Here is an 18,924-nt window from a genome sequence, read left to right on the forward strand (position 1 = left end):
AAGGAGACATCGTGATCAGCACCCGAGAGCTCACCAAGGACTTCGAGGTGAGCCGGACCGAAACCGTGCACGCCGTCCGCGGCATCAGCCTGACCGTCGAACCCGGCGAGCTGGTCGCCGTCCTCGGCCCGAACGGCGCCGGCAAGACCACCACTTTGCGGATGCTCACCACTCTGATCGCCCCGACCTCCGGTACTGCGAAGGTCGCCGGGTACGACGTCGTCGCGCAGCCGAGCCAGGTTCGCCGGCAGATCGGCTACGTCGGTCAGGGCAACGGAGCCGGCCACTCGCAGCGCGTCTGCGACGAGCTGGCCGGGCAGGGCGTGATCTACGGACTCGACCGGCGCTCGGCGAAACTTCGCGCGGAGGAGCTGCTCGAATCGCTCGAGCTGAAGGATCTCGCCCGGCGCAAGGTGTCCGACCTGTCCGGCGGTCAGCGCCGGCGACTCGATGTCGCGATGGGCCTGGTGCATGCGCCGAAGCTGCTGTTCCTGGACGAGCCGTCGACCGGGCTCGATCCACAGAACCGGGCGAATCTGTGGGATCACATCCTGCGGATGCGGACGCAGTACGAGATGACGATCGTGCTCACCACGCACTACCTCGACGAGGCCGACTCGATGGCCGAGCGGGTCGTCGTGGTCGACCACGGCGAGGTGATCGCCGACGACACCGCCGATGCGCTGAAGGCTTCCTTGGCCGGTGATCAGCTGATCCTGACAATTGCCCCTAGCAACCAGTCCGCCGTACGCCGGTTGGCCGGCCGGTTGCCCGGCGCGCGGGAGGTCGCAACCGACGGCGACCAGCTCACGGTTCGCGTGACGGACGGGCCGGCCGCGTTGCCCGAACTCCTCGGTGGTGCACACCAACTCGGCGTACCGGTGGCTGCTGCGCAGGTGCATCGGCCGACTCTCGACGACGTGTTCCTCAACCTCACCGGCCGCAGCCTGCGCGAGACCGGCACCAACGGAAAGGCAGCAGCATGAGCACCCTCACGATCCATACCGTCTCTGTCCAGGCTCAAGGCCCCGCGGACCGGAATCTCCTGCGCGACATCCGGATCGTGATGGCACGCGAGCTCAAGCCCGTACTGCGGGATCCGTTCTCCTTGCTGTTCGGCATGATCCAGCCGCTGATCTTCCTCGGCCTGTTCGGGCCGCTGCTGCGGGGCTCGATGGGCGCGTCGTTCGGGGACGGCGTCTGGCAATGGTTCGTGCCGTCGATCCTGGTGATGACGATGCTGTTCGGGACCTCGACGACCGGGGCGAACCTGCTGTCGGAGTTCCAGACCGGGGCGCACGAACGGATGATGGTGACGCCGCTGTCCCGGTCGTCGCTGCTGATCGGGCGGGCGTTGAAGGAGATGGTGCCGCTGTTCGGGCAGGCGCTGATCGTGATCGCGGTGATGACGCCGTTCGGGTTCGACCTGCATGTCGCCGGTGCGGTGGTCGGGCTGGCGTTGCTGGCCGTCTTCGGGATCGGGCTGGGTGCGTTCAGCTATGCGCTGGCGATCGCGGTACGCAAGCAGGACTGGATGTTCTGGGTGGTGCAGCAGACCTTCCTGTTCCCGTTGATGATCCTGTCCGGGATGCTGCTGCCGCTGGAGACCGGGCCGGGCTGGATGCAGGTGGCGTCGAAGTTCAACCCGCTGTCCTATCTGGTCGACGCGGAGCGGGCGCTGTTCGCCGGTGACGTCGGCTCGATGGCGGCGCTCTGGGGTTGGCTCGCCGCGATTCTCACCGCCGCGGCCGGGCTCGCGGTCGGCGTACGGACGATTCTTCGCTCGGCTGATTAGTTTCCCTTGACTGCATTCGATTCTAAAGCTTGTCGAGTGCGGCGGCGAGGCCGACTTCGGCCTCGTCGCCAAGCTTTTTGAACTGGCCGCGGAACAGCGACTCGATCAGCCGGGTGACGCCCTTGAACTCGAACTCGGCCCGGTAGGTGACCTGCGTGCCATCCGCGGTCTCGGCGAACGTCATCGTGTCGAGAGCGGTCACCGTCTTGTTCTCACCGCGCAGCTGGAAGATCCGGCCCGGCTCGAGCTGCTGTACGACGTACTCGAGCTCCGTCTCGCGACCGGCGAACGACGACGTGTTCTTGTACTTCGTGCCGACGCCACCATCACCTTCCACCTTCACCGTCGCCACCGTCCCCGGATCCCACTCGACGGTGTTCTCGAAGTCGGACAGGTACCCGAACACGGTCTCTACGGGCTTGCTCACGGTGACAACACGTTCAATGGTGATCACCCCGTCACGCTACCGACCGGTTCAACAAAACCTATGCACCGACGGCCCGCTCCGCCCGGCGTACCGACGGACATGAGGTATCCCCCACACCGCCCCTCACTCGAACCACCCTGAGCGTGTATCCCGACCTCCGACACCGATACCTCATGTCCGTCGGCCCACCCGCTGGCTCAGGGGGTGGTGATGGTGATGATTTCGGGGATTGCGGTGTCCCAGGTCTGGTGGGGGAGTTCGTGGCCGGCGCCTTCGAGGAGGACGAAGCGGGCGTTGGGGATCTCGCGGGCGAGGGCCTCGCCGTGGGCTGGGTGGAACATGGGGTCTTCGGAGCCGTGCATGACCAGGACCGGTACGGCGATGTCGGCGAGGCTGCGGTCCTTTTCCTCGCCGTCTTCGAGGATCCAGTGGTTGGTCATGGCGGACTCGACGTTGGTGGTGCGGGCGATCATCGCGGCGATGAGTTCGCGGCGGGCCGGTTCGTCGTACGGGAACGTTCCGGCGTACAGGCGTTCGTCGCGGATGAAGGCGTCGACGGCGGCCTCGGGGTCGGACCAGTCGGTGGGTGGCTGTTCGGTGCCGAAGGCTTCCTGCAGGCGTTCGGCCATCGGCGGGTACTCGATCGGCTCCGCGGTGGCGATCGGGCTGGTGGAGATGAAGGTCGCGGAGGCGACGCGTTCGGGGTGGTCGACGGTGATGGTCTGGGCGATACCGCCGCCCATCGACAGGCCGACGAGGTGGGCGCGATCGATGCCGAGCGCGTCGAGGATGCCGATCGGGTCGGACTGCAGATCAGCCGACGTGTACTGCGGTTTGCCGGGCTCGTAACTCACCGAGCGGCCGGTGTCGCGATGGTCGTACCGGATGACGAAGCGTCCCGCGGCCGCCAGGTGTTCGCAGAACGCGGTCTCCCAGAAGTCCATCGAGGCCGAGCCACCGTGGATCAGCAGGATCGCCGGGTCGGTCTTCGCGCCGAAGGTCTCGACACAGAGTTCGACACCGTTGACCGGTAGCAGTTGTTCCATTCGCCCCTCCTCAGTCCGAGCGCCGACCATATCCAGGGTGGATGTGGAATCTCTGTGGACTGCGACGTTGCCAGGCCGCGTCGGAGGCGGCCTGGCAACTGGGTGAGACATCGGCGGCTACTGCCAGGACTGGGGCCGGGGCGCAACTTGCTGCGGCGCCTGCCACCCCGGGTTAGGCAACTGCATTTGGGGTTGCTGGGTGGGGGCGGACTGACGGGTTGAGGTGGTGCCGGAGGCCAGGCCTAGGCCGAAGGCGAGGACGGCTAGGGCGGCGGTGAGGGTGCGGATGTTGTTGGCCGGGTTCCAGTTGGACAGGTACTTCGTCCACTCGGCCGCGCCGGCCGCCGAGTTCGGGTCGATCGCCGCGAGCTTCTCGTTCAGCGGGATGTTGACCGCGAAGCTGACCACGATCACGCCGACGAAGTAGAGCGCGGCACCGGCGACCAGCCACCACTTGCCGGGCGAGTCCTTGACGAGCGCGACGATCCCGAGCGCCACGCAGATCAGCGCAGTGCCCATGAAGATCAGCAGAAACAGCGGGTTCTGGATCCGTGCGTTGATCAGATTCATCGCGGTGGCGCCCTGTCCGGCCGGCATCCGCTGCAGCGAGCCCATGATCGCCGTACCGAAGCAGAAGCAGACGCCACCGATCAGTGCGGTGCCGACGAGGGCGGCGAGGGTGAGGATCTTGGTGAGGTTCATGCGGACCACACTCCTGTCTGCGCGGCGGTGCGCGCGTAGTCACGGAAATCGCGGGGAGCCCGGCCGAGGACCTGCTGGACCCCGTCGGAGACGTACTCGGACCGGTGGTTGCGGATCACGGCGAACAGATCGCGAACCGCTTCGGCGTCCTCTGCCGGTACGCCGTACGCGACCAGTTCCGCGACGTGCTCCTCCGGCTCGAGATCGACGTAGTTGACCGGCCGGCCGATCGCCGTACTGAGTTCTGCCGCGATCTCAGGGAGAGTCAGAACGCGCGGACCGGACAGCACGTAGGTCTGGCCGATGTGCCGGTCATCGAGCAGCACGGCGGTCATCACCTCGCCGACATCGTCCAGGTCGATCCAGGCCTCGCCGCCTTCGCCGGCCGACAACCGGAGCTCGCCGGCCAGCACGTAGTCGAGGAAGAAGTCCTCACTGAAACCCTGGGCGAACCAGGAAGACTGGACGATGGTCAAATCGACGCCGCTGTCCTTGACCGTGTGCTCCAGTTCGAGGTTGCTCTCGTAGACCGCGAAGTCGCGGCCCGGGCTGCCGACGCCGCGGCCGGACAGCATCACTACTCGGCGAAGACCTTCGGCGGCTGCTTGCTGGATGAATCGGCCGGCCTGGGTCATCCCCGTCGGACCGACCGGCGGAGCCAGGTACGCCGTGTCGATACCGGCCGCGGTCGCCGGCCACGTGCTCTCGTCGTACCAGTCGAAGGGCTGCTCGGCCGAACGTGAGGCGAGCCGGACCGGGAGCTGGCGGGCGGTGAGGTGGGCTGCGACGCGGCGTCCGGTCTTGCCTTGGCCGCCGAGGATGAGGATGGGCTGTGTCGTTGTCATGACGTCAGTTCATCGCGTCCGAGTGAGACAAACCATGGTTGTCCGGCGCAATTCCATGTCCGAACGTCTCACGACCCGAGGTAGGCTCAGCAGCATGGATGTGCTCGACGACCTGCTGGCCGGCACCCGCGCGCGCGGCGGGGTATTCAACCTGACGATCATGGACACCCCCTGGGCACTCGAGATCCGCGACGAGGCGCAGCTGGCGCTCGCGACTCTGGTCCGCGGTTCCGCCTGGGTGGTCCGGGACGGGATCGAGCCGGTCCGGATGGAGGAAGGTGACGTCGCGATCTTCAACGGTCCCGAGCCGTACGTCGTCGGCGACTCGACCGAGACCCAGCCGCAACTGCGGATCCATCCGGGCGGCATCTGCGAACCGTTGCCCGGGGCACCTATCGACTACAGCGCGCGACTCGGCGTACGGACGTATGGCGGCCGGCTCGGGGGTGAGGCGATGGTTGTCAGCGGCACCTATCAGCTGGAGGGGGACGTCAGCCGGCGCCTCCTGACCGCCCTGCCGTCGGTGCTCGTCGTACCGGCCGGCGACGTCGCCGGGCATGTGATGGCGATGGTGCTGGGCGAGATCCAGCGCGACGAGCCGGGGCAGCAGAGCGTGCTGGATCGGTGGCTCGATCTGGCGCTGATCACTACGTTGCGCGCGTGGTTCGCCCGGCCGGAGTCGCACGCGCCGGGGTGGTACCAGGCGCAGAGCGACCCGGTCGTCGGGATGGCGCTCCGGTTGCTGCACGAAGACCCGGCGTACCCGTGGAGTGTTGTCGAGCTCGCCAACCGCACGGGGGTGTCGCGGGCGAGTCTGGCGCGGCGATTCACTGCGCTGGTGGGTGAGGCGCCGATGGCGTACCTCACCGGCTGGCGGATCGCGCTCGCCGCGGACATGTTGCGCGAGACGACCGACACGGTCGAGGCGATCGCGCGCCGGGTCGGCTACGCGAACGCCTTCGCCCTGTCGGTCGCCTTCAAACGAGTCCGCGGCACGAGCCCGACCGCGCACCGGCGTACGGCGCTGCAGTCTGCCTAGCGGATGGTCGCCTCGATAAACGAGAGACCTGTGGGCCAGGAGAGTTTGTAAGCGTCGGCGTTGACCTGCTTGTCCTGACGGGAGCTGTCGGTGAAGCCGTGCTCGGCGCCCGGGTAGAACTGGGTGATGGTCGCGCCGGTCGCCCTTCCCTGCAAGGAAGTCTGCAGTGCCTCGAAGTCGGCGACCGGGACCGCGGCATCGCTGCCCGGGTAGACCACCAACACCGGTGCGGTGATCGCGGCGGCTTCCGCGATTGCGTCGTACGTGTGGTGCGGCCGCAGCTCCGACGGCGTGGTCGGGTGGTACGCCGTGACGCTCGCGAGCCGGTGATCCCTTGCTGCCAGCAACAAAGCGAACCGCCCGCCGAGGCACCAGCCGATCACGCCGGCCTTCGAGCAGCCGAGTTCGCCCAGCAGGTGATCGAGCAGCGCAACCTGCTCGGCCAGCAGGGCGTCGTCGTCGAACCCGCTCATCAACTCGGCCAGTTCGTCGCGGGTGGAGTTGTCCGTGCTACGGCCCTTGAACGGATCCCAGACCAGCGCGGTGATCCCCCGCCCCGCCAGCTCGTCCGCCCACGCCCTGATCTGCTCACCGATCCCGGTGATCATCGGCAGCAGCAACAGACCTGGCCCGGCACCGGCCGAGGCCGGGCGGGCCAGGTAAGCGCTGAGATCCCCAACGGAAACAGTCGATGTTTCGATGCTCATGCCCGCGAGGTTATCGCTGCGCCTTCAGCATCCGTACGCCGGCGATGTTCACCATCACCAGGATGATCGCCGAGAAGAGCAGCAGCGCGATCTGGTCCGGGAGGAACGCGATCGCGATACCGATGGAGAGGACGGGGACCGCGAGTCCGGCGTACGCGATCAGGAACAGAGCAGCGAGCACCTCTCCACGCGAGCCGGCGTCGGCCAGTGAGGCTGCAGTCGCGACCGCACCGCGGAAGACCAGTCCGACGCCGGCGCCGGCGACGACTCCGCCCGCCACGAACAGCCACAGGCTCGGCGCCAAGCCACCGATCGCGACACCGACCAGGCCTGCGGACATGAGCACGAGGCCGAGCTGCAACTGGCGCTGCCGGCTCAGTTGCACGAAGACGACCTGACTGAGCGCGCCCGCGACGAAGACGGCGAACGTCACCACACCGGCCAGCAGCCGCGACGTGTGATGCAAGGTGCCGGCCAGGAAGGTCGGCGCGAGCGAGGTGAAGAGTCCGAAGATCGCGAAGGCGGCGAACGCGCCCGCGGCGGTCGCGAAGAACTGCGGCTTCGCGGCACTCGGCAGGGCTACCTTCTGCGGCCGGTACGCCGGACGCTCCTCCAGCCGCTCGACGGTCTCGGGGACGAGGGCGATCCCGATCGCGCTGAGGAGCAGCAGCACCAGGAACACCTCGTAGGGACGCTCGAGCGGCGCCGACACGTACTGCGCGAGGATGCCGCCGACGAGCGGACCGAACGCGAGCCCACCGAGGTTCACCATCGACGAGATCAACGCCGACCGGCTCGGGTCCTGCTCCGGCCGGGCGATCTGCCGCAGCTCGGAGATGTGCGCCGTCGCGGTCGCGGTCAGCGCACCGACGCCGACCCCTGAGATGAAGCGAGCCAGCAACAGACCCGGCACGTCTTGCCAGAGCAGGAAGATCGCGGCCGACACAGCCTCAGCCAGTACGGCGAGCAGCGCGACCCGCCGGCGCCCGAGCCAGTCGCTGACGTGGCCGGCCAGGTAGAGGCTCGCCATCACGCCGACCGCGTAGGTCGCGAAGATGACCGTGATCAGGAAGGTCGGGAAGCCGTCCCGGCGTTGGTAGATCGCGTAGAGCGGAGTGGGAACGGTCGAGAAGGCCATCGTGATCAAGAAGGCTGCGGCGATCACCCAGAAGCCGGTGCCATGGGCGAACCGCACGCGCGAGCCGACCTGGTGGCGTGGCCGGTCGGTCAGAGTTGTCATGTCTTCAGGGTGACCCGATTGATCTATCGAGTCCAACGAATCTTCTTGCACTCACTTATCGAGCCTGGCGATAATTGCCCTTGTGGACTCACGTCAGCTGGAGTACTTCGTCGCGGTAGCCGAGGAACTCAGCTTCACCCGGGCTGCGCAGCGGCTGTTCACGGTGCAGTCGACCGTCTCGGCCGCGATCCGGGCCCTGGAGACGGATCTGAAGACGACCCTGTTCGACCGATCCACCCGGCAGGTGACGTTGTCGACTTCCGGGGAGGCATTGTTGCCGGAGGCAAAGGCTGCTCTGGAGGCCCTGGATCGCGCTCGGGCGGTGGTCGAGGAAGCATCGACCGGGCTCCGCGGCAGCATCCGGATCGGGACGATGACCAGAATCGGGATGATCGATCTGGCCGGGCTGCTCGGCGCCTTCTACCAGCGGTATCCGCTGGTAGAGGTCCAGGTGACCACGTCGCCGACCGGCTCCAGCGGGCTGGCCGAGGACGTCCGGCACGGCCGGCTCGATCTTTCCCTGATCGGCCTGAGCGCCGCCGAGCTGACCGGTTTCGAGGTCCGGGAACTGGCGGCGGTGCCCTTCGAGGTGCTCGTACCGGCCGCCCATCCGCTGGCCGGTCGCGAAGAGGTCGAGCTGCGGGAACTGTCCGGTGAACGGTTCGTCGACATGCTGCGCGGCTTCGGTAACCGGATCACGGTCGATCGCGCCTTCGACAACGCGGGGATCCCTCGCCGGGTGCAGGTGGAGGTCCCTGATCTGACCACCGTGCCGGACTACGTCCGCGCCGGATTGGGAGTGGCCGTCGTACCGGCGATCGATATCGGCAAACAACCTGGCGTGGCCCGGCTACGGCTCACCGACGTGGACCTGACCTGGACGTTGTCGGCGATCACGTTGACCGGCAAGCGACCGAGCAGAGCGGTAACCGCCCTGCTCGACCTGATGGCAGACTCGATCCGCCCCGGCGCCCTCTTCTAGCCCAGATCGGCTGCCGGCCCGGGATACTGGCGCGGTGGATGGGACTGCGGGGCGGGCTGGGTATCGGCGGTCGGCTGGGTCGGCGCGGGGGGAAGCGCGGCGGCTCGAGCTGCTCGAGAAGGTTTCCGATGAGCTCGGCGTCAACGGGCTGGTCGACTTCTCGCTGCGTCGGGCTGCGCGCGCAGCCGGTACTACGCACAAGGTGCTGCTCTACTACTTCGACGGTCCCGAGGACCTGCTCACCCAGGCCGTACTGCGACTTCGCACCCGCCGGATCGACCGAAGTATGGCGGCTGCGGCGTCGGCCGACCTCACGCTGGCCGGTCGGGTCCGGGCGATGTGGCCGGTGCTGATCGGCGAGGAGGCCTGGGTGCTCGACCAGGCGATCGGTCTGGCGATGTACGACTCGGGTCGGTATGCGCAACTGGCTCGGGAGGCGTCGAAGCAGTACCTGCCCTTCCTGCTCTCGATCTGCCCGGCCGACTGGGATGCGCAGCGCAAACACGAGGTCGCGGAGCTGATCCTCGGCGTACTGCGTGGCTTCCTGGTCGAGTGGCGAACCAGCGGCGACGCGGCCGGAATCGAGGCCGGCTTCGCGGCACTGGATCGCGCGCTGACTGCCGAAGAGTCCGCTTAAGGAGTTGTGTGCAGCTGTTCGACATACAGGCATGGACAGTTTGCGAACCAGGTGGTTCACTTTCTCCAAGGGACTCGAGGGGAAGGGCGTTGCCATGGAGCGGGTGCGGTTTCGGAGCGGGGACGTGGAGTGCGTGGCCTGGCACTATCCGGGGAGCAACGGTGGGTGCGTGATCATGGCGGGTGGGTTCGCCGTGACGAAGGAGCCGGGGACCGATGCGTTCGCGCGGCGGTTCCACCAGGCGGGGTTCTCGGTGCTCGCCTTCGACTACCGGCATCTCGGCGAGAGCGGCGGCGAACCGCGGCAGGTGGCACGCGTCGGGGAGCAACTCGCTGACTGGCAGGCGGCGATCGAGTACGCCGGAACGCTGCCCGAGGTGGATCCGGGAAAGATCGCGATCTGGGCGTTCTCGTTGTCGGGCGGCTACATCTTCCCGGTCGCGGCGCGGAATCCACAGCTCGCGGCCGCGATCGCCCAGACCCCGAACGCCGACGGGCCGGCCGCTGCCCGGAACGCGGCGAGCTATCAGAAGCCGTTGACCATGCTGCACTTCGCCGGCCGGGCGATCCTCGACGCGGTGGGGAGTCTCATCGGCAGGCCGCCACGACTGGTCCCGCTCGTCGCCGAGCCTGGCACGGTCGCGCTACTCACGACACCGGATGCGCAGCGGACCAACGAGGCGTTGAACCCGGGCAACAAGTACCCGGACTGGCTGCAGTTCGTGGCCGCCCGGTCCGCGCTGAGGATCACCCTCTACCGAGCCGGTCGTCATGCGCCGCAGGTCAAGGTGCCGCTGCTCGTGGTCGTTGCCGACGACGACCAATCGGCGCTCGCGGCACCCTCGATCGCCGCGGCCGGTCGCGCACCCCGTGGCGAACTCGTTCGCGTCCCCGGCGGTCACTACGCGCCGTTCCTCGAACAACACGAGGTCGTGGTCGAAGCCGAACTCGCCTTCCTCCGCACCCACGTCCTGTCCACCGCCGGCCAACGAGCGTGAACGAGATCGAGTTGTCGGCCGGAACGATCGAGTACGACGACGTCGGGTCGGGGCCGACGATCGTCCTGCTGCACGGGTTGATGATGGACTCGTCGCTCTGGGCCGGCCCGGTCGCGGAACTCTCGGCCGGCCATCGCTGCGTAGTACCGACTCTTCCGCTCGGTGCACATCGGCGGGCGACGTCGCCCGCTGCCGACCTTTCGTTGCCCGGCGTCGCGCGGCTGGTCGAGGAGTTCCTCGAACGCCTGGAGCTGACGGACGTCACGCTGGTGGGCAACGACACCGGCGGAGCAATCGTCCAGCTGATGCTTTCGTGTGATCGCATCGGCCGAATCGTGCTCGTCTCCTGCGAGGCGTTCGACAACCTGCCGCCGGGACTCACCGGGAAGACGCTCGCGCTGGTCGGCAAGCTCTCGCCGCGGATGCTCGGTCTCTTCCTGCAGCAACTCCGGCTCCGCCCGATGCGCCGACTGCCGATCACCTTCGGTTGGCTCACCAAACGAGGCGACGCTGCGACCGCGCGCTGGTTGCAGCCCGTACTTGGCGACGCGGCGATCCGGCGAGACGTAGTACGCGTACTACGAACAGCCTTCGCCGACAGGGAGCTCCTGATCAAAGCAGCCGAGCAGCTGCCCAGTTTCGATCGGCCGGCGCTCGTGGTCTGGGCTGCTGATGATCGCGTGATGCCGCCCGCGCATGGACGGCGGCTCGCCGAGCTTCTCCCCCAGGGCAAGCTGGTCGAGGTCGAGGACAGCTACACCCTGATCCCGCTCGACCAACCGCACCGGCTGGCCGAGCTGATATCCGGTTGACGGTCGTGCGTGGATGTCGTTGGCTCGGGGGGTGGCGATCGAGCGAACCAATCCGGCCGGGCTGCATGCGACTCCCGGGTATCACCATGTGACGAAGGTCGAGGCGGCACACCTGGTGTTCCTGGCCGGGCAGTGTCCGTTGGACGAGGCCGGCGAGCTGGCTTCCGGCGGGTTCCTGGGGCAGACCGACCAGGTGGTCCGGAACATCCTCGTCGCGCTGGAGTCCGTCGGCGCGCGCCCGGAGGACGTCGTACGGACTGTCATCTATGTGGTCAGCCCGGTGCGGGAGGACCTCAGCGCGGTGTGGGCCCGGTTGACCGAGTCGCCGCTCGCGCCCGCATTCAGTACTGCGAGCACGCTGCTCGGCGTCGCCCAGCTCGGCTTCCCGGGCCAACTCGTCGAGGTCGACGTCACCGCCGCGCTCTAGAACGGATGGTTGGGCTGCAGTAGACCTTCTGCGTCGTAGTTGGCGCGGAGTTTCTTCAGGCGGTCGTAGTCGCCGTCGTCGAAGGCTGCGCGGAGTTCGGCCTCGTCGAGGGGCGCGCTGCTGAAGTTGAGCAGCCGGCCGATCGTCTGGTCGGCGAACGGTTCGAGGACCTGGCGCTGCCGCTTGCTCTCGTCCTTCTCACTGATGGACAGCACAGTCACGGAGTACTGCGCGTCGCGGTGACCCAGCGCGTTCGGCACCTCTGGTGCTTTGGCGAGCGCTCCGCCGAGGTGCCGGATGCCGATGATGCACTGCGTCTCGGCCCGCACGGTGTCCAGCGCCTTCGGGTCGAGCTCGCTCAGCAGGATGTTGCGAGTACTGAAAGAACCGGGATGATCGGGCTCGGCGAAGATCTTGGCCGACTCCGTGTAAGGCAGCTCGCCGACGGTGTCGACCAGCGGCTCGCCGATCTCCCTCAGTGGGCGGATGAGTTCCTCACCGTCGTCGGCCAGGCTGCTGAGCTGAAGTTGAGCGACGTGCTTGCCGCGCAGGGGCGCAGGGACCTGCGGGAAGTCGGGGAACCTCAGTAGTGCGACTGCCGACGTGATGGTGTCGGGGACCGTGCGGGTCCAGTCGCGCCAGGTCTCGAGCGCATCCGGGTACGCCGTGAGGTCGTAGTACAGGCTTCCGCCGTAGAGGGTCTTGACCGGGAACAGGTCCACCTCGACGCGGGTGACGATGCCGAAATTGCCGATGCCGCCGCGCAAGGCCCAGAAGAGATCGGGGTCGTGCTCGGCGGGCCGTAGTACCCCATCGGGACTGACGACCTCGATCCGGCGGACGTGATCGGCCGCGTAGCCGTACTGTCGCGCCATCAGGCCGAGACCGCCGCCGAGGATGTACGGGACGGCACCGAGATTCGGGAAGCTGCCGGACAACGGGGCGAGCCCGTGAGGCGCGGCGGCTTCGATGACCTGCGCCCAGGTTGCGCCCGCCTCGATCACCGCGGTCTTCTCGTCGGCGTCGACGGTGACGCCGGTCAGCCGGTCGGTGGTGATCAGGACGCCGCCGTCGAGCCGATTCAGGTGGCCGTGCCCCTTCGCCTTGACCGCGAGCTTGAGTCGGTTCTTGCTCGCGAAGCGCACCACTTGCTGGATGTCCTGAGCGCTCGCGGCGCCCACGACGTACGCCGGCTGATGCGGGTCGAGGCGCTGGAATCCCAGCCGCGCCTCGTCATATCCGGCCGAGTCCTTGGTCCAGACCAGTCCGTCGATGCTGCTCAGTTCGGTAATCATAGGACCGACGCTAGAGGTCCTTCCGGACTCATCTTGTCCTAAAGTCTCCTGAGTGAGTTCTCGGAAGGATCTGCCTGGCCGGCTGCTCCGGCTGCTCGCGCTGCTGCAGAGCCGTCGCGAGTGGTCCGGCGCCGAACTGGCCGAGCGCCTCGGCGTCACGGACCGCACCGTCCGGCGTGACGTCGAGCGACTCCGCTCCCTCGACTATCCGGTCACCGGTACGACGGGCCTCGCCGGCGGCTACCGGCTGGCCTCGGGGAAGAACGTGCCGCCACTGTTGCTCGACGACGACGAGGCCGTCGCGGTGGCGATCGGACTCGCCGGTGCGGCGGCGGGCGGAGTCGCCGGGATCGAGGCGAGCTCGATGAGTGCGCTCGCGAAGTTGGAGCAGGTGCTGCCGGCGCGCTTGCGGCCGCAGGTGGCAGCGGTGAGCGCTACCGAAGTCGTCGTACGGGAAGATGGTCCGCAGGTGGATCCGGGGCTGCTCGCCGTCCTGGCCGCCTGCTGCCGCGATCTGGAGATCGTTGCCTTCGGCTACTCGACCCGGCGGCGTGAGCCTTCGCTTCGCAGGGTGGAGCCGCATCGGCTGGTGACGTTGCACGGGCGCTGGTATCTGCTGGCCTACGACCCGGATCGATCGGACTGGCGAACGTTCCGGGTGGACCGGATCTCGGACGTCGCCCCGACTCGGCATCACTTCGAACCGCGGGAGCTCCCAGCTGCGGACGCCGCGTCGTACCTGGCTTCATCGTTTGCGTCGGCGAACTACCGGCACTGGGTCCGTCTCGAGGTGCAGCTTCCGGCCGCTGCGGTGCGAGCCGCCTTCTTCGGATTGATCCCAGGACAACTGGAGCCCAACGGCGACGACGCCTGCGTACTACGGGTCACCGCGGACTCGCCGTCGCTCCTCATCCAGTACGTCGCGGGCGTGGTTTCCCTAGGCGCGGAGTACAGGCTTGAAGCCTCCGAGGAACTGACTGCCCTGATCGGCGAGGTCGGCCGTCGGCTACTGGGTGTTTTGTAGTCGCTTCGTGGTCTGCGCTCTTGCTGCGAAGGGATTTGAGGATCGCGACGTCGCTGTTGTGGGTCGGTGTCTCGACGAGCATCGGGACGTCTTGTAGTGCGGGGACCTTCAGGAGCGCCTCGAAGGCCGAGGGGTCCAGGGTGCCGCTGCCGAGCGACTCGTGCCGGTCGCGATGCGAGCCGATCGGATCGCGGCTGTCGTTGACGTGGATCAGGCCGATGCTCTGCGGACCGACCGCATCGGTGATCCTGTTGACCAGCTTGCCCGGCTCGGCCAGGTCTTCACCGGCGGCGTGAAGATGGCAGGTGTCGAGGCAGAGACCGATCCGTTCGTCGTTCAGGGCAACCATCAGCTCGATGGTGCTCTCGACGGTCGACGCCATCGCCTCCCCGGCGCCTGCGGTCGGTTCGATCAGCAACCGAACCTCCGCCCGGTCCACGATCGGGGCGAGGACATCGTGCAGGCCGGCGAGAACTGTCGGCCGGCGGCCTTTGACCACCAGCGCGCCGGCGTGCACGACGACAGCGGTTGCGCCGATCGCCGCTGCCCGCTGGAGGGTGGTTTCGAGGCCGGTCAGCGATCGGTTCAGCACCACGTCCGAGGGCGAACCGAGGTTGATCAGGTGCGGCGCGTGGACCACGACCGGGAGCCCGCGGTCGGCGCAGGCTGCCCGGAAGGCGTCATCACCGGCCGGGTCGGGCGCTCGCTGCACCCAGCTGCGCGGATTGCCGCCGAACAACTGGATGATCTCGGCACCCACCTCGCTCGCCTCGGCCAGCCCACTCTTCACCAATCCACCGGCGACCGCGACATGCGTACCAATCAGCGACATCGTTCCCCTTCTTCGACATCGCCAGCTTACGGTCGGGGTATTAGGCCGTGAGGAGACCGATGCCGAGGGTGATGACACCGGCTGCCAGGCTGGCGGCGCCGACGCCGAGGATCCAGATGAACTGGTTCGGCTGGGTGCGATCCTTGCCGGCGGACGAGGCGAAGAAGCCGCCGGACATCAGGATCGCCGCGACCGGGACGCCGAGCCGGCCGACCCAGAGGAAGAACCCGGACAGGCTGGTCGAGTCGACGTACAGCAGTCCGACCAGGCTCAGGATCACCAGCACCCCGGCGTGCCCGTGGCCGGCCCGCGCGAAGGACTTCTGGAACTCGGTCATCGGCACGTCGCCACGGACGATCTTCGTCATGAACCAGCCGCCGACCTCGATCGTGGCGATGGTCAACAGGATCGCGCCGGCGATCAGGCGGGACGGGTCGGTCAGTTCCATGCTGGTCCTTTGTTATAGATAGTCAGGGTATCCGTTTATGGATATTGATACTATCCATGGCAGCCGACGCGGAGGCAAGGGAATATGCGAATCGCTGAGCTGAGCCGGGTCTCCGGGGTCCCGGTGCCGACGATCAAGTACTACCTGCGCGAGAATCTGCTGCCCCCGGGCGAACTCACCAGCCCGAACCAGGCGAGCTACGGCGATCTTCACGTACGCCGGTTGCGGCTGATCCGCGCACTCGTCGACCTGGCCGGCGTCCCGGTCGCGCAGGTGAAGGAGGTCCTGGAAGGTCTGGACTCGGACACGATGTCCCTTCACGACCAGATCGGCCGCGCCCACCGGGCAATCACCTCCCACCGCCAGCTCACTTCGTGCACGCCCGACACCGAAGCTGCTGCCGCCCAGGTGGATGCTCTGCTCGCGTCCCGCAAGTGGACCGTCGACTCCGACGCCCCTGCCCTCACCACCTTGACCGAAACGATCGCCACCATGCGTTCGCTGGGCCAGGAACACCTCGCCGACCTCGTGAACGCCTACGCCGACGCGGTCGAAAAGTTCACCGACCTGGAGATCGCCGCCGTCACCGCCAACCACCCCACTCCCGACCAAATCGCCGAAAGCGTCATCATCGGCACCATCCTCGGCGAAACCCTCATCAGCTCGTTACGCCTCCTGGCCCAAGAGTCGATCTCGGCCCACCGCTGGCACCAATAGCCACCAGCGCGTCGGTTGGCCTCAGTGGCGTCGATGGCCGGCTGAGCGTTGTCCGGACACCGCGGTGAAGTCGGGCGTCCACCGTACGGCGATCCCGTCCCGGCGACCGATCTGTTCGATCCTTTCCGCTAACCGAGCCTGAACCTCACCGAGCTCCTCGACCTCCGCAGCCTCGGCATTCAGCTTCAAACCCTCGCCCGTCGCCTGCATCGCGCAGGTAGCTGCACCGAAATCGACCACCAAGCGGCCGTCGCCATCTTGCCGGGCCTGGATGCCACCCGGCTGGTGATCGAAGTGTTTGGCGAACTGTTCCAGATACCGATCCGCTCGCCCAGTCGTGACCAGCGCCTCCGAAGTCACCATCGACATCTCCTTTTTGCTGAACAGAGTGTCAAGTTAGGTGCAATCTGTCTATACCAGTGACGACCTGTAGAGTCAGATTCGTGCCGAAGTTGTGGAACGAAACGATCGAGGCGCATCGCAGCGCGGTGCGCGAGGCCACCCTGGACGTCACCGCAGCCCTGGTAGCCGAACACGGCCCCGCCGCGGTCACCATGTCGCGCATCGCCGAAGAGACCGGCATCAGCCGCGCGACGCTGTACAAGTACTTCCCCGATGTCGACTCGATCCTCACCGCATGGCACGAGCGAGAGGTCCAGTCGCACCTCGATCAACTCACAGAGATCGGCTCCCGACCAGGCCCACCCGCCGACCGGCTGGCCGCAGTCCTGACGGCGTACGCCATCCTCTCCCACCAACACCCGCGGTCCGACCTAGCCGCGTCCCTCCACCGAGCCGACCACGTCAGCCAGGCCCGCCGAGAACTCCACGCCTACCTCCGCGCCATCATCTCGGATGCCGCCGCGACCGGTGACATCCGCACCGACGTCACCCCGGGCGAACTAGCGACCTACTGCCTCCACGCCCTCACCGCCGCCGCCACCCTCCCCACCAAGGCCGCCACCCACCGCCTGGTAGCGGTAACCCTGAGCGCCCTCACCCCCCAGCACTAACCTTTGTCAGCTCACCCGTCGTGCGCCATATCCACAAAGCGCGAGTAATGCCCTTGGAACGCGACAACGATGTCAGCCGTAGGCCCGTTGCGGTGCTTGGCCACGATAAAGTCCGCTTCGCCCGGGCGGGTAGACTCGCGTTCATAGGCATCTTCGCGATGGAGCAGGATGACAACGTCGGCATCCTGTTCTAGTGATCCCGATTCGCGGAGGTCTGAGGCCATGGGGCGTTTGTCGGAGCGTTGTTCGGAGCCTCGGTTGAGCTGGCAGATGGCGATGACGGGGAGTTCGAGTTCCTTGGCGAGGAGCTTGATGGAGCGGGAGAACTCGGAGACCTCGAGCTGGCGGGACTCGACCTTCTTGCCGGACGTCATCAGCTGGAGGTAGTCGATGACGATGAGCTTGAGGTCGTGCCGCTGCTTCAGCCGGCGGGCCTTGGCGCGGATCTCCATCATGGTGAGGTTCGGCGAGTCGTCGATGAACAGCGGCGCCTCGGAGACCTCGCCCATCTTGCGGGCCAGCCGGGCCCAGTCCTCGTCGGTCATCTTGCCGTTGCGCATGTGGTGCAGCGGCACCTTCGCCTCGGCGGACAGCAACCGCATGGTGATCTCGTTGCGGCTCATCTCCAGCGAGAAGACGCAGGAGGTGAGCCCGTGCTTGATCGACGCCGATCGGGCGAAGTCCAGCCCCAGCGTCGAGTTGTGCGTCGGGATCATCGATTTGCCGGCCAGATACAGGTGATCGGCGTTGTCGACCTCCACACACCGCACCGGCACGCTCTCGACCGCGACCACCCGCTCGATCCGGCGGTCCGGATCGCCGATGAAGCCGGTCGACACACCGTGTCCGACGACCTCGCGCGGAGCCGAGCGCGGGATCGGCGGAGTCAGCCCGGAGCCGCCGCCCATCGCGCTGTGCAGGTCGAACGTCGTACAGACGACCGACTGCCCGCCGTCCTCGACCACCCACTGGTGATTGCCGTCAGCAACCAACGTGCTCCCGTCGGAGAAGGTGAGCTCGAAACAGGGCCGGTCGTACATCACCTCGGTGGCGGCAACCACCCGGGTGGGCTGACCGTCAGCGTCGATCAATGAGTCGCCGGCCAGGACCTCGCCCATCGTGGTCCAGCCGGTCGGCGTCGGCAGCTCGGTGTCGAGCGCGAGCGCCTTCCCCATCGCCGGCCGGGCCGCGACGATGATCATCTGGCCCGGGTGCAGGCCGTTGGTCAGCTCGTCGAGGTCGGTGAAGCCGGTCGGCACGCCGACCATCGCGTCGCCGCGGGAGTCGATCGCCTCGATCTCGTCGAGGGCGCCCTCCATGATGTCCTTCAGCGGCGCGTAGTCCTCGGTGGTGCGCTTCTCGGTGACCGAGTAGATCTCCGCCTGTGCCTGGTCGACGACGTCGTCGACCTCGCCCTCGCCGGCATACCCGATCTGGACGATCTTGGTGCCGGCCTCGACCAGCCGGCGCAGGATCGCCTTCTCCCGGACGATGTGCGCGTAGTACCCCGCGTTCGCCGCGAGCGGCACCGAGGCGACCAGGGTGTGCACGTACGGCGCGCCGCCGATCCGGGCCATCTCGCCGCGCTTGGTCAGCTCGGCGGCGACGGTGATCGCGTCGGCCGGCTCACCCCGGGCATACAGGTCGGTGACCGCGTCGAAGACGATCTCGTGCGCCGGCCGGTAGAAGTCCGTCCCGCGCAGGGTCTCGATCACGTCGGCGATCGCGTCCTTGCTGAGCATCATCGCGCCGAGCACGCACTGCTCGGCGGCCAGGTCCTGCGGTGGCGTGCGGTCGAACCCCAGCTGTGGGTCGCGCTCTTCGTTCCCGCCCCCGGGCCCCCCGCGGAACTCCGCAACGCTCACTGGTCCGACCTCCTCGTCCGCCACTTCGAACAACTGATCGAATCTTAACCAGCCGCGCCGACAATTTCCTGCCA

At 67.4% G+C, this 18,924-nt stretch carries 22 protein-coding genes; 11 read left to right on the top strand and 11 right to left on the bottom strand.

What is annotated here, in order from left to right; translation table 11 throughout:
• Positions 1-11 precede the first annotated feature (11 nt).
• A complete protein-coding gene (locus ABZ004_RS06930; protein ID WP_355678827.1) occupies positions 12-986 on the top strand; it encodes an ATP-binding cassette domain-containing protein in 975 nt (324 codons plus the stop codon).
• Complete coding sequence (locus tag ABZ004_RS06935; RefSeq protein WP_355678828.1) at positions 983-1,795, top strand: ABC transporter permease; 813 nt, start codon at positions 983-985, stop codon at positions 1,793-1,795. Before ABZ004_RS06930 ends, ABZ004_RS06935 begins: the two co-directional genes overlap by 4 nt.
• Positions 1,796-1,817: 22 nt before the next feature.
• Here the strand turns inward: ABZ004_RS06935 and ABZ004_RS06940 are convergent, their stop codons facing one another.
• The 4 genes from ABZ004_RS06940 to ABZ004_RS06955 all read right to left on the bottom strand — a co-directional run bounded on the left by ABZ004_RS06940 (position 1,818) and on the right by ABZ004_RS06955 (position 4,815).
• A complete protein-coding gene (locus tag ABZ004_RS06940) occupies positions 1,818-2,249 on the bottom strand; it encodes an SRPBCC family protein (RefSeq protein ID WP_355678829.1) in 432 nt (143 codons plus the stop codon).
• A 170-nt stretch (positions 2,250-2,419) separates the two neighbouring features.
• On the bottom strand, positions 2,420-3,268 hold the full coding sequence (locus ABZ004_RS06945) for an alpha/beta hydrolase (protein ID WP_355678830.1): 849 nt from the start codon (positions 3,266-3,268) through the stop codon (positions 2,420-2,422).
• Positions 3,269-3,385: 117 nt separating this feature from the next.
• Positions 3,386-3,970, bottom strand: coding sequence for an anthrone oxygenase family protein (locus ABZ004_RS06950; protein ID WP_355678831.1), 585 nt, complete (start codon positions 3,968-3,970; stop codon positions 3,386-3,388).
• The gene (locus tag ABZ004_RS06955) at positions 3,967-4,815 is read right to left on the bottom strand and encodes an NAD(P)H-binding protein (protein WP_355678832.1); all 849 of its coding nucleotides are present in this window, start codon (positions 4,813-4,815) and stop codon (positions 3,967-3,969) included. Before ABZ004_RS06955 ends, ABZ004_RS06950 begins: the two co-directional genes overlap by 4 nt.
• 94 nt (positions 4,816-4,909) lie before the next feature.
• Between ABZ004_RS06955 and ABZ004_RS06960 the strand changes: the two genes are divergently transcribed.
• A complete protein-coding gene (locus ABZ004_RS06960) occupies positions 4,910-5,854 on the top strand; it encodes an AraC family transcriptional regulator (protein ID WP_355678833.1) in 945 nt (314 codons plus the stop codon).
• On the opposite strand, the gene ABZ004_RS06965 is transcribed toward ABZ004_RS06960, so the two are convergent.
• Both ABZ004_RS06965 and ABZ004_RS06970 read right to left on the bottom strand, forming a co-directional pair.
• Positions 5,851-6,561, bottom strand: a complete 711-nt coding sequence (locus ABZ004_RS06965; RefSeq protein ID WP_355678834.1) for a dienelactone hydrolase family protein — start codon at positions 6,559-6,561, stop codon at positions 5,851-5,853. The two genes, ABZ004_RS06960 and ABZ004_RS06965, sit on opposite strands and share 4 nt — an antisense overlap.
• A 10-nt stretch (positions 6,562-6,571) precedes the next feature.
• On the bottom strand, positions 6,572-7,801 hold the full coding sequence (locus tag ABZ004_RS06970) for an MFS transporter (RefSeq protein ID WP_355678835.1): 1,230 nt from the start codon (positions 7,799-7,801) through the stop codon (positions 6,572-6,574).
• Positions 7,802-7,883: 82 nt separating this feature from the next.
• On the opposite strand from ABZ004_RS06970, the gene ABZ004_RS06975 reads away from it, so the two are divergent.
• The 5 genes from ABZ004_RS06975 to ABZ004_RS06995 all read left to right on the top strand — a co-directional run bounded on the left by ABZ004_RS06975 (position 7,884) and on the right by ABZ004_RS06995 (position 11,656).
• Positions 7,884-8,783 (top strand): LysR family transcriptional regulator, encoded by a 900-nt coding sequence (locus tag ABZ004_RS06975; protein ID WP_355678836.1) that lies wholly within the window; start codon positions 7,884-7,886, stop codon positions 8,781-8,783.
• 34 nt (positions 8,784-8,817) lie between these two features.
• Complete coding sequence (locus ABZ004_RS06980; RefSeq protein WP_355678837.1) at positions 8,818-9,420, top strand: hypothetical protein; 603 nt, start codon at positions 8,818-8,820, stop codon at positions 9,418-9,420.
• Between the two features lie 133 nt (positions 9,421-9,553).
• Positions 9,554-10,417 (top strand): alpha/beta hydrolase, encoded by an 864-nt coding sequence (locus ABZ004_RS06985; protein WP_355678838.1) that lies wholly within the window; start codon positions 9,554-9,556, stop codon positions 10,415-10,417.
• Positions 10,414-11,229, top strand: coding sequence for an alpha/beta hydrolase (locus ABZ004_RS06990; RefSeq protein WP_355678839.1), 816 nt, complete (start codon positions 10,414-10,416; stop codon positions 11,227-11,229). The genes ABZ004_RS06985 and ABZ004_RS06990 overlap by 4 nt, the downstream gene beginning before the upstream one ends.
• A gap of 31 nt (positions 11,230-11,260) precedes the next feature.
• A complete protein-coding gene (locus ABZ004_RS06995) occupies positions 11,261-11,656 on the top strand; it encodes a RidA family protein (protein ID WP_355678840.1) in 396 nt (131 codons plus the stop codon).
• Here ABZ004_RS06995 and ABZ004_RS07000 read toward each other — a convergent pair.
• Entirely contained in the window at positions 11,653-12,951 is a 1,299-nt protein-coding gene (locus ABZ004_RS07000; protein WP_355678841.1) for an FAD-binding oxidoreductase, read from the bottom strand. The genes ABZ004_RS06995 and ABZ004_RS07000 overlap by 4 nt on opposite strands.
• Before the next feature lie 52 nt (positions 12,952-13,003).
• On the opposite strand from ABZ004_RS07000, the gene ABZ004_RS07005 reads away from it, so the two are divergent.
• Positions 13,004-13,975, top strand: coding sequence for a WYL domain-containing protein (locus ABZ004_RS07005; RefSeq protein ID WP_355678842.1), 972 nt, complete (start codon positions 13,004-13,006; stop codon positions 13,973-13,975).
• Here ABZ004_RS07005 and ABZ004_RS07010 read toward each other — a convergent pair.
• Positions 13,860-14,807: a deoxyribonuclease IV gene (locus tag ABZ004_RS07010; protein ID WP_355678843.1), complete on the bottom strand. Its 948-nt coding sequence runs from the start codon at positions 14,805-14,807 to the stop codon at positions 13,860-13,862. The two genes, ABZ004_RS07005 and ABZ004_RS07010, sit on opposite strands and share 116 nt — an antisense overlap.
• Before the next feature lie 40 nt (positions 14,808-14,847).
• On the bottom strand, positions 14,848-15,255 hold the full coding sequence (locus ABZ004_RS07015) for a hypothetical protein (protein ID WP_355678844.1): 408 nt from the start codon (positions 15,253-15,255) through the stop codon (positions 14,848-14,850).
• A gap of 84 nt (positions 15,256-15,339) precedes the next feature.
• On the opposite strand from ABZ004_RS07015, the gene ABZ004_RS07020 reads away from it, so the two are divergent.
• Positions 15,340-15,972 carry a MerR family transcriptional regulator gene (locus ABZ004_RS07020; RefSeq protein ID WP_355678845.1) on the top strand — a complete coding sequence of 211 codons (633 nt, stop codon included), beginning with the start codon at positions 15,340-15,342 and terminating at the stop codon, positions 15,970-15,972.
• Between the two features lie 21 nt (positions 15,973-15,993).
• On the opposite strand, the gene ABZ004_RS07025 is transcribed toward ABZ004_RS07020, so the two are convergent.
• On the bottom strand, positions 15,994-16,335 hold the full coding sequence (locus tag ABZ004_RS07025) for a DUF2218 domain-containing protein (protein WP_355678846.1): 342 nt from the start codon (positions 16,333-16,335) through the stop codon (positions 15,994-15,996).
• Between the two features lie 80 nt (positions 16,336-16,415).
• On the opposite strand from ABZ004_RS07025, the gene ABZ004_RS07030 reads away from it, so the two are divergent.
• Complete coding sequence (locus ABZ004_RS07030) at positions 16,416-16,985, top strand: TetR/AcrR family transcriptional regulator (RefSeq protein ID WP_355678847.1); 570 nt, start codon at positions 16,416-16,418, stop codon at positions 16,983-16,985.
• Positions 16,986-16,996: 11 nt separating this feature from the next.
• Here the strand turns inward: ABZ004_RS07030 and dnaB are convergent, their stop codons facing one another.
• Positions 16,997-18,790, bottom strand: coding sequence for a replicative DNA helicase (gene dnaB, locus ABZ004_RS07035; RefSeq protein ID WP_355678988.1), 1,794 nt, complete (start codon positions 18,788-18,790; stop codon positions 16,997-16,999).
• Between the last annotated feature and the right edge of the window lie 134 nt (positions 18,791-18,924).

It is taken from the genome of Kribbella sp. NPDC006257, from assembly GCF_040613535.1.
GTDB lineage: Bacteria > Actinomycetota > Actinomycetes > Propionibacteriales > Kribbellaceae > Kribbella.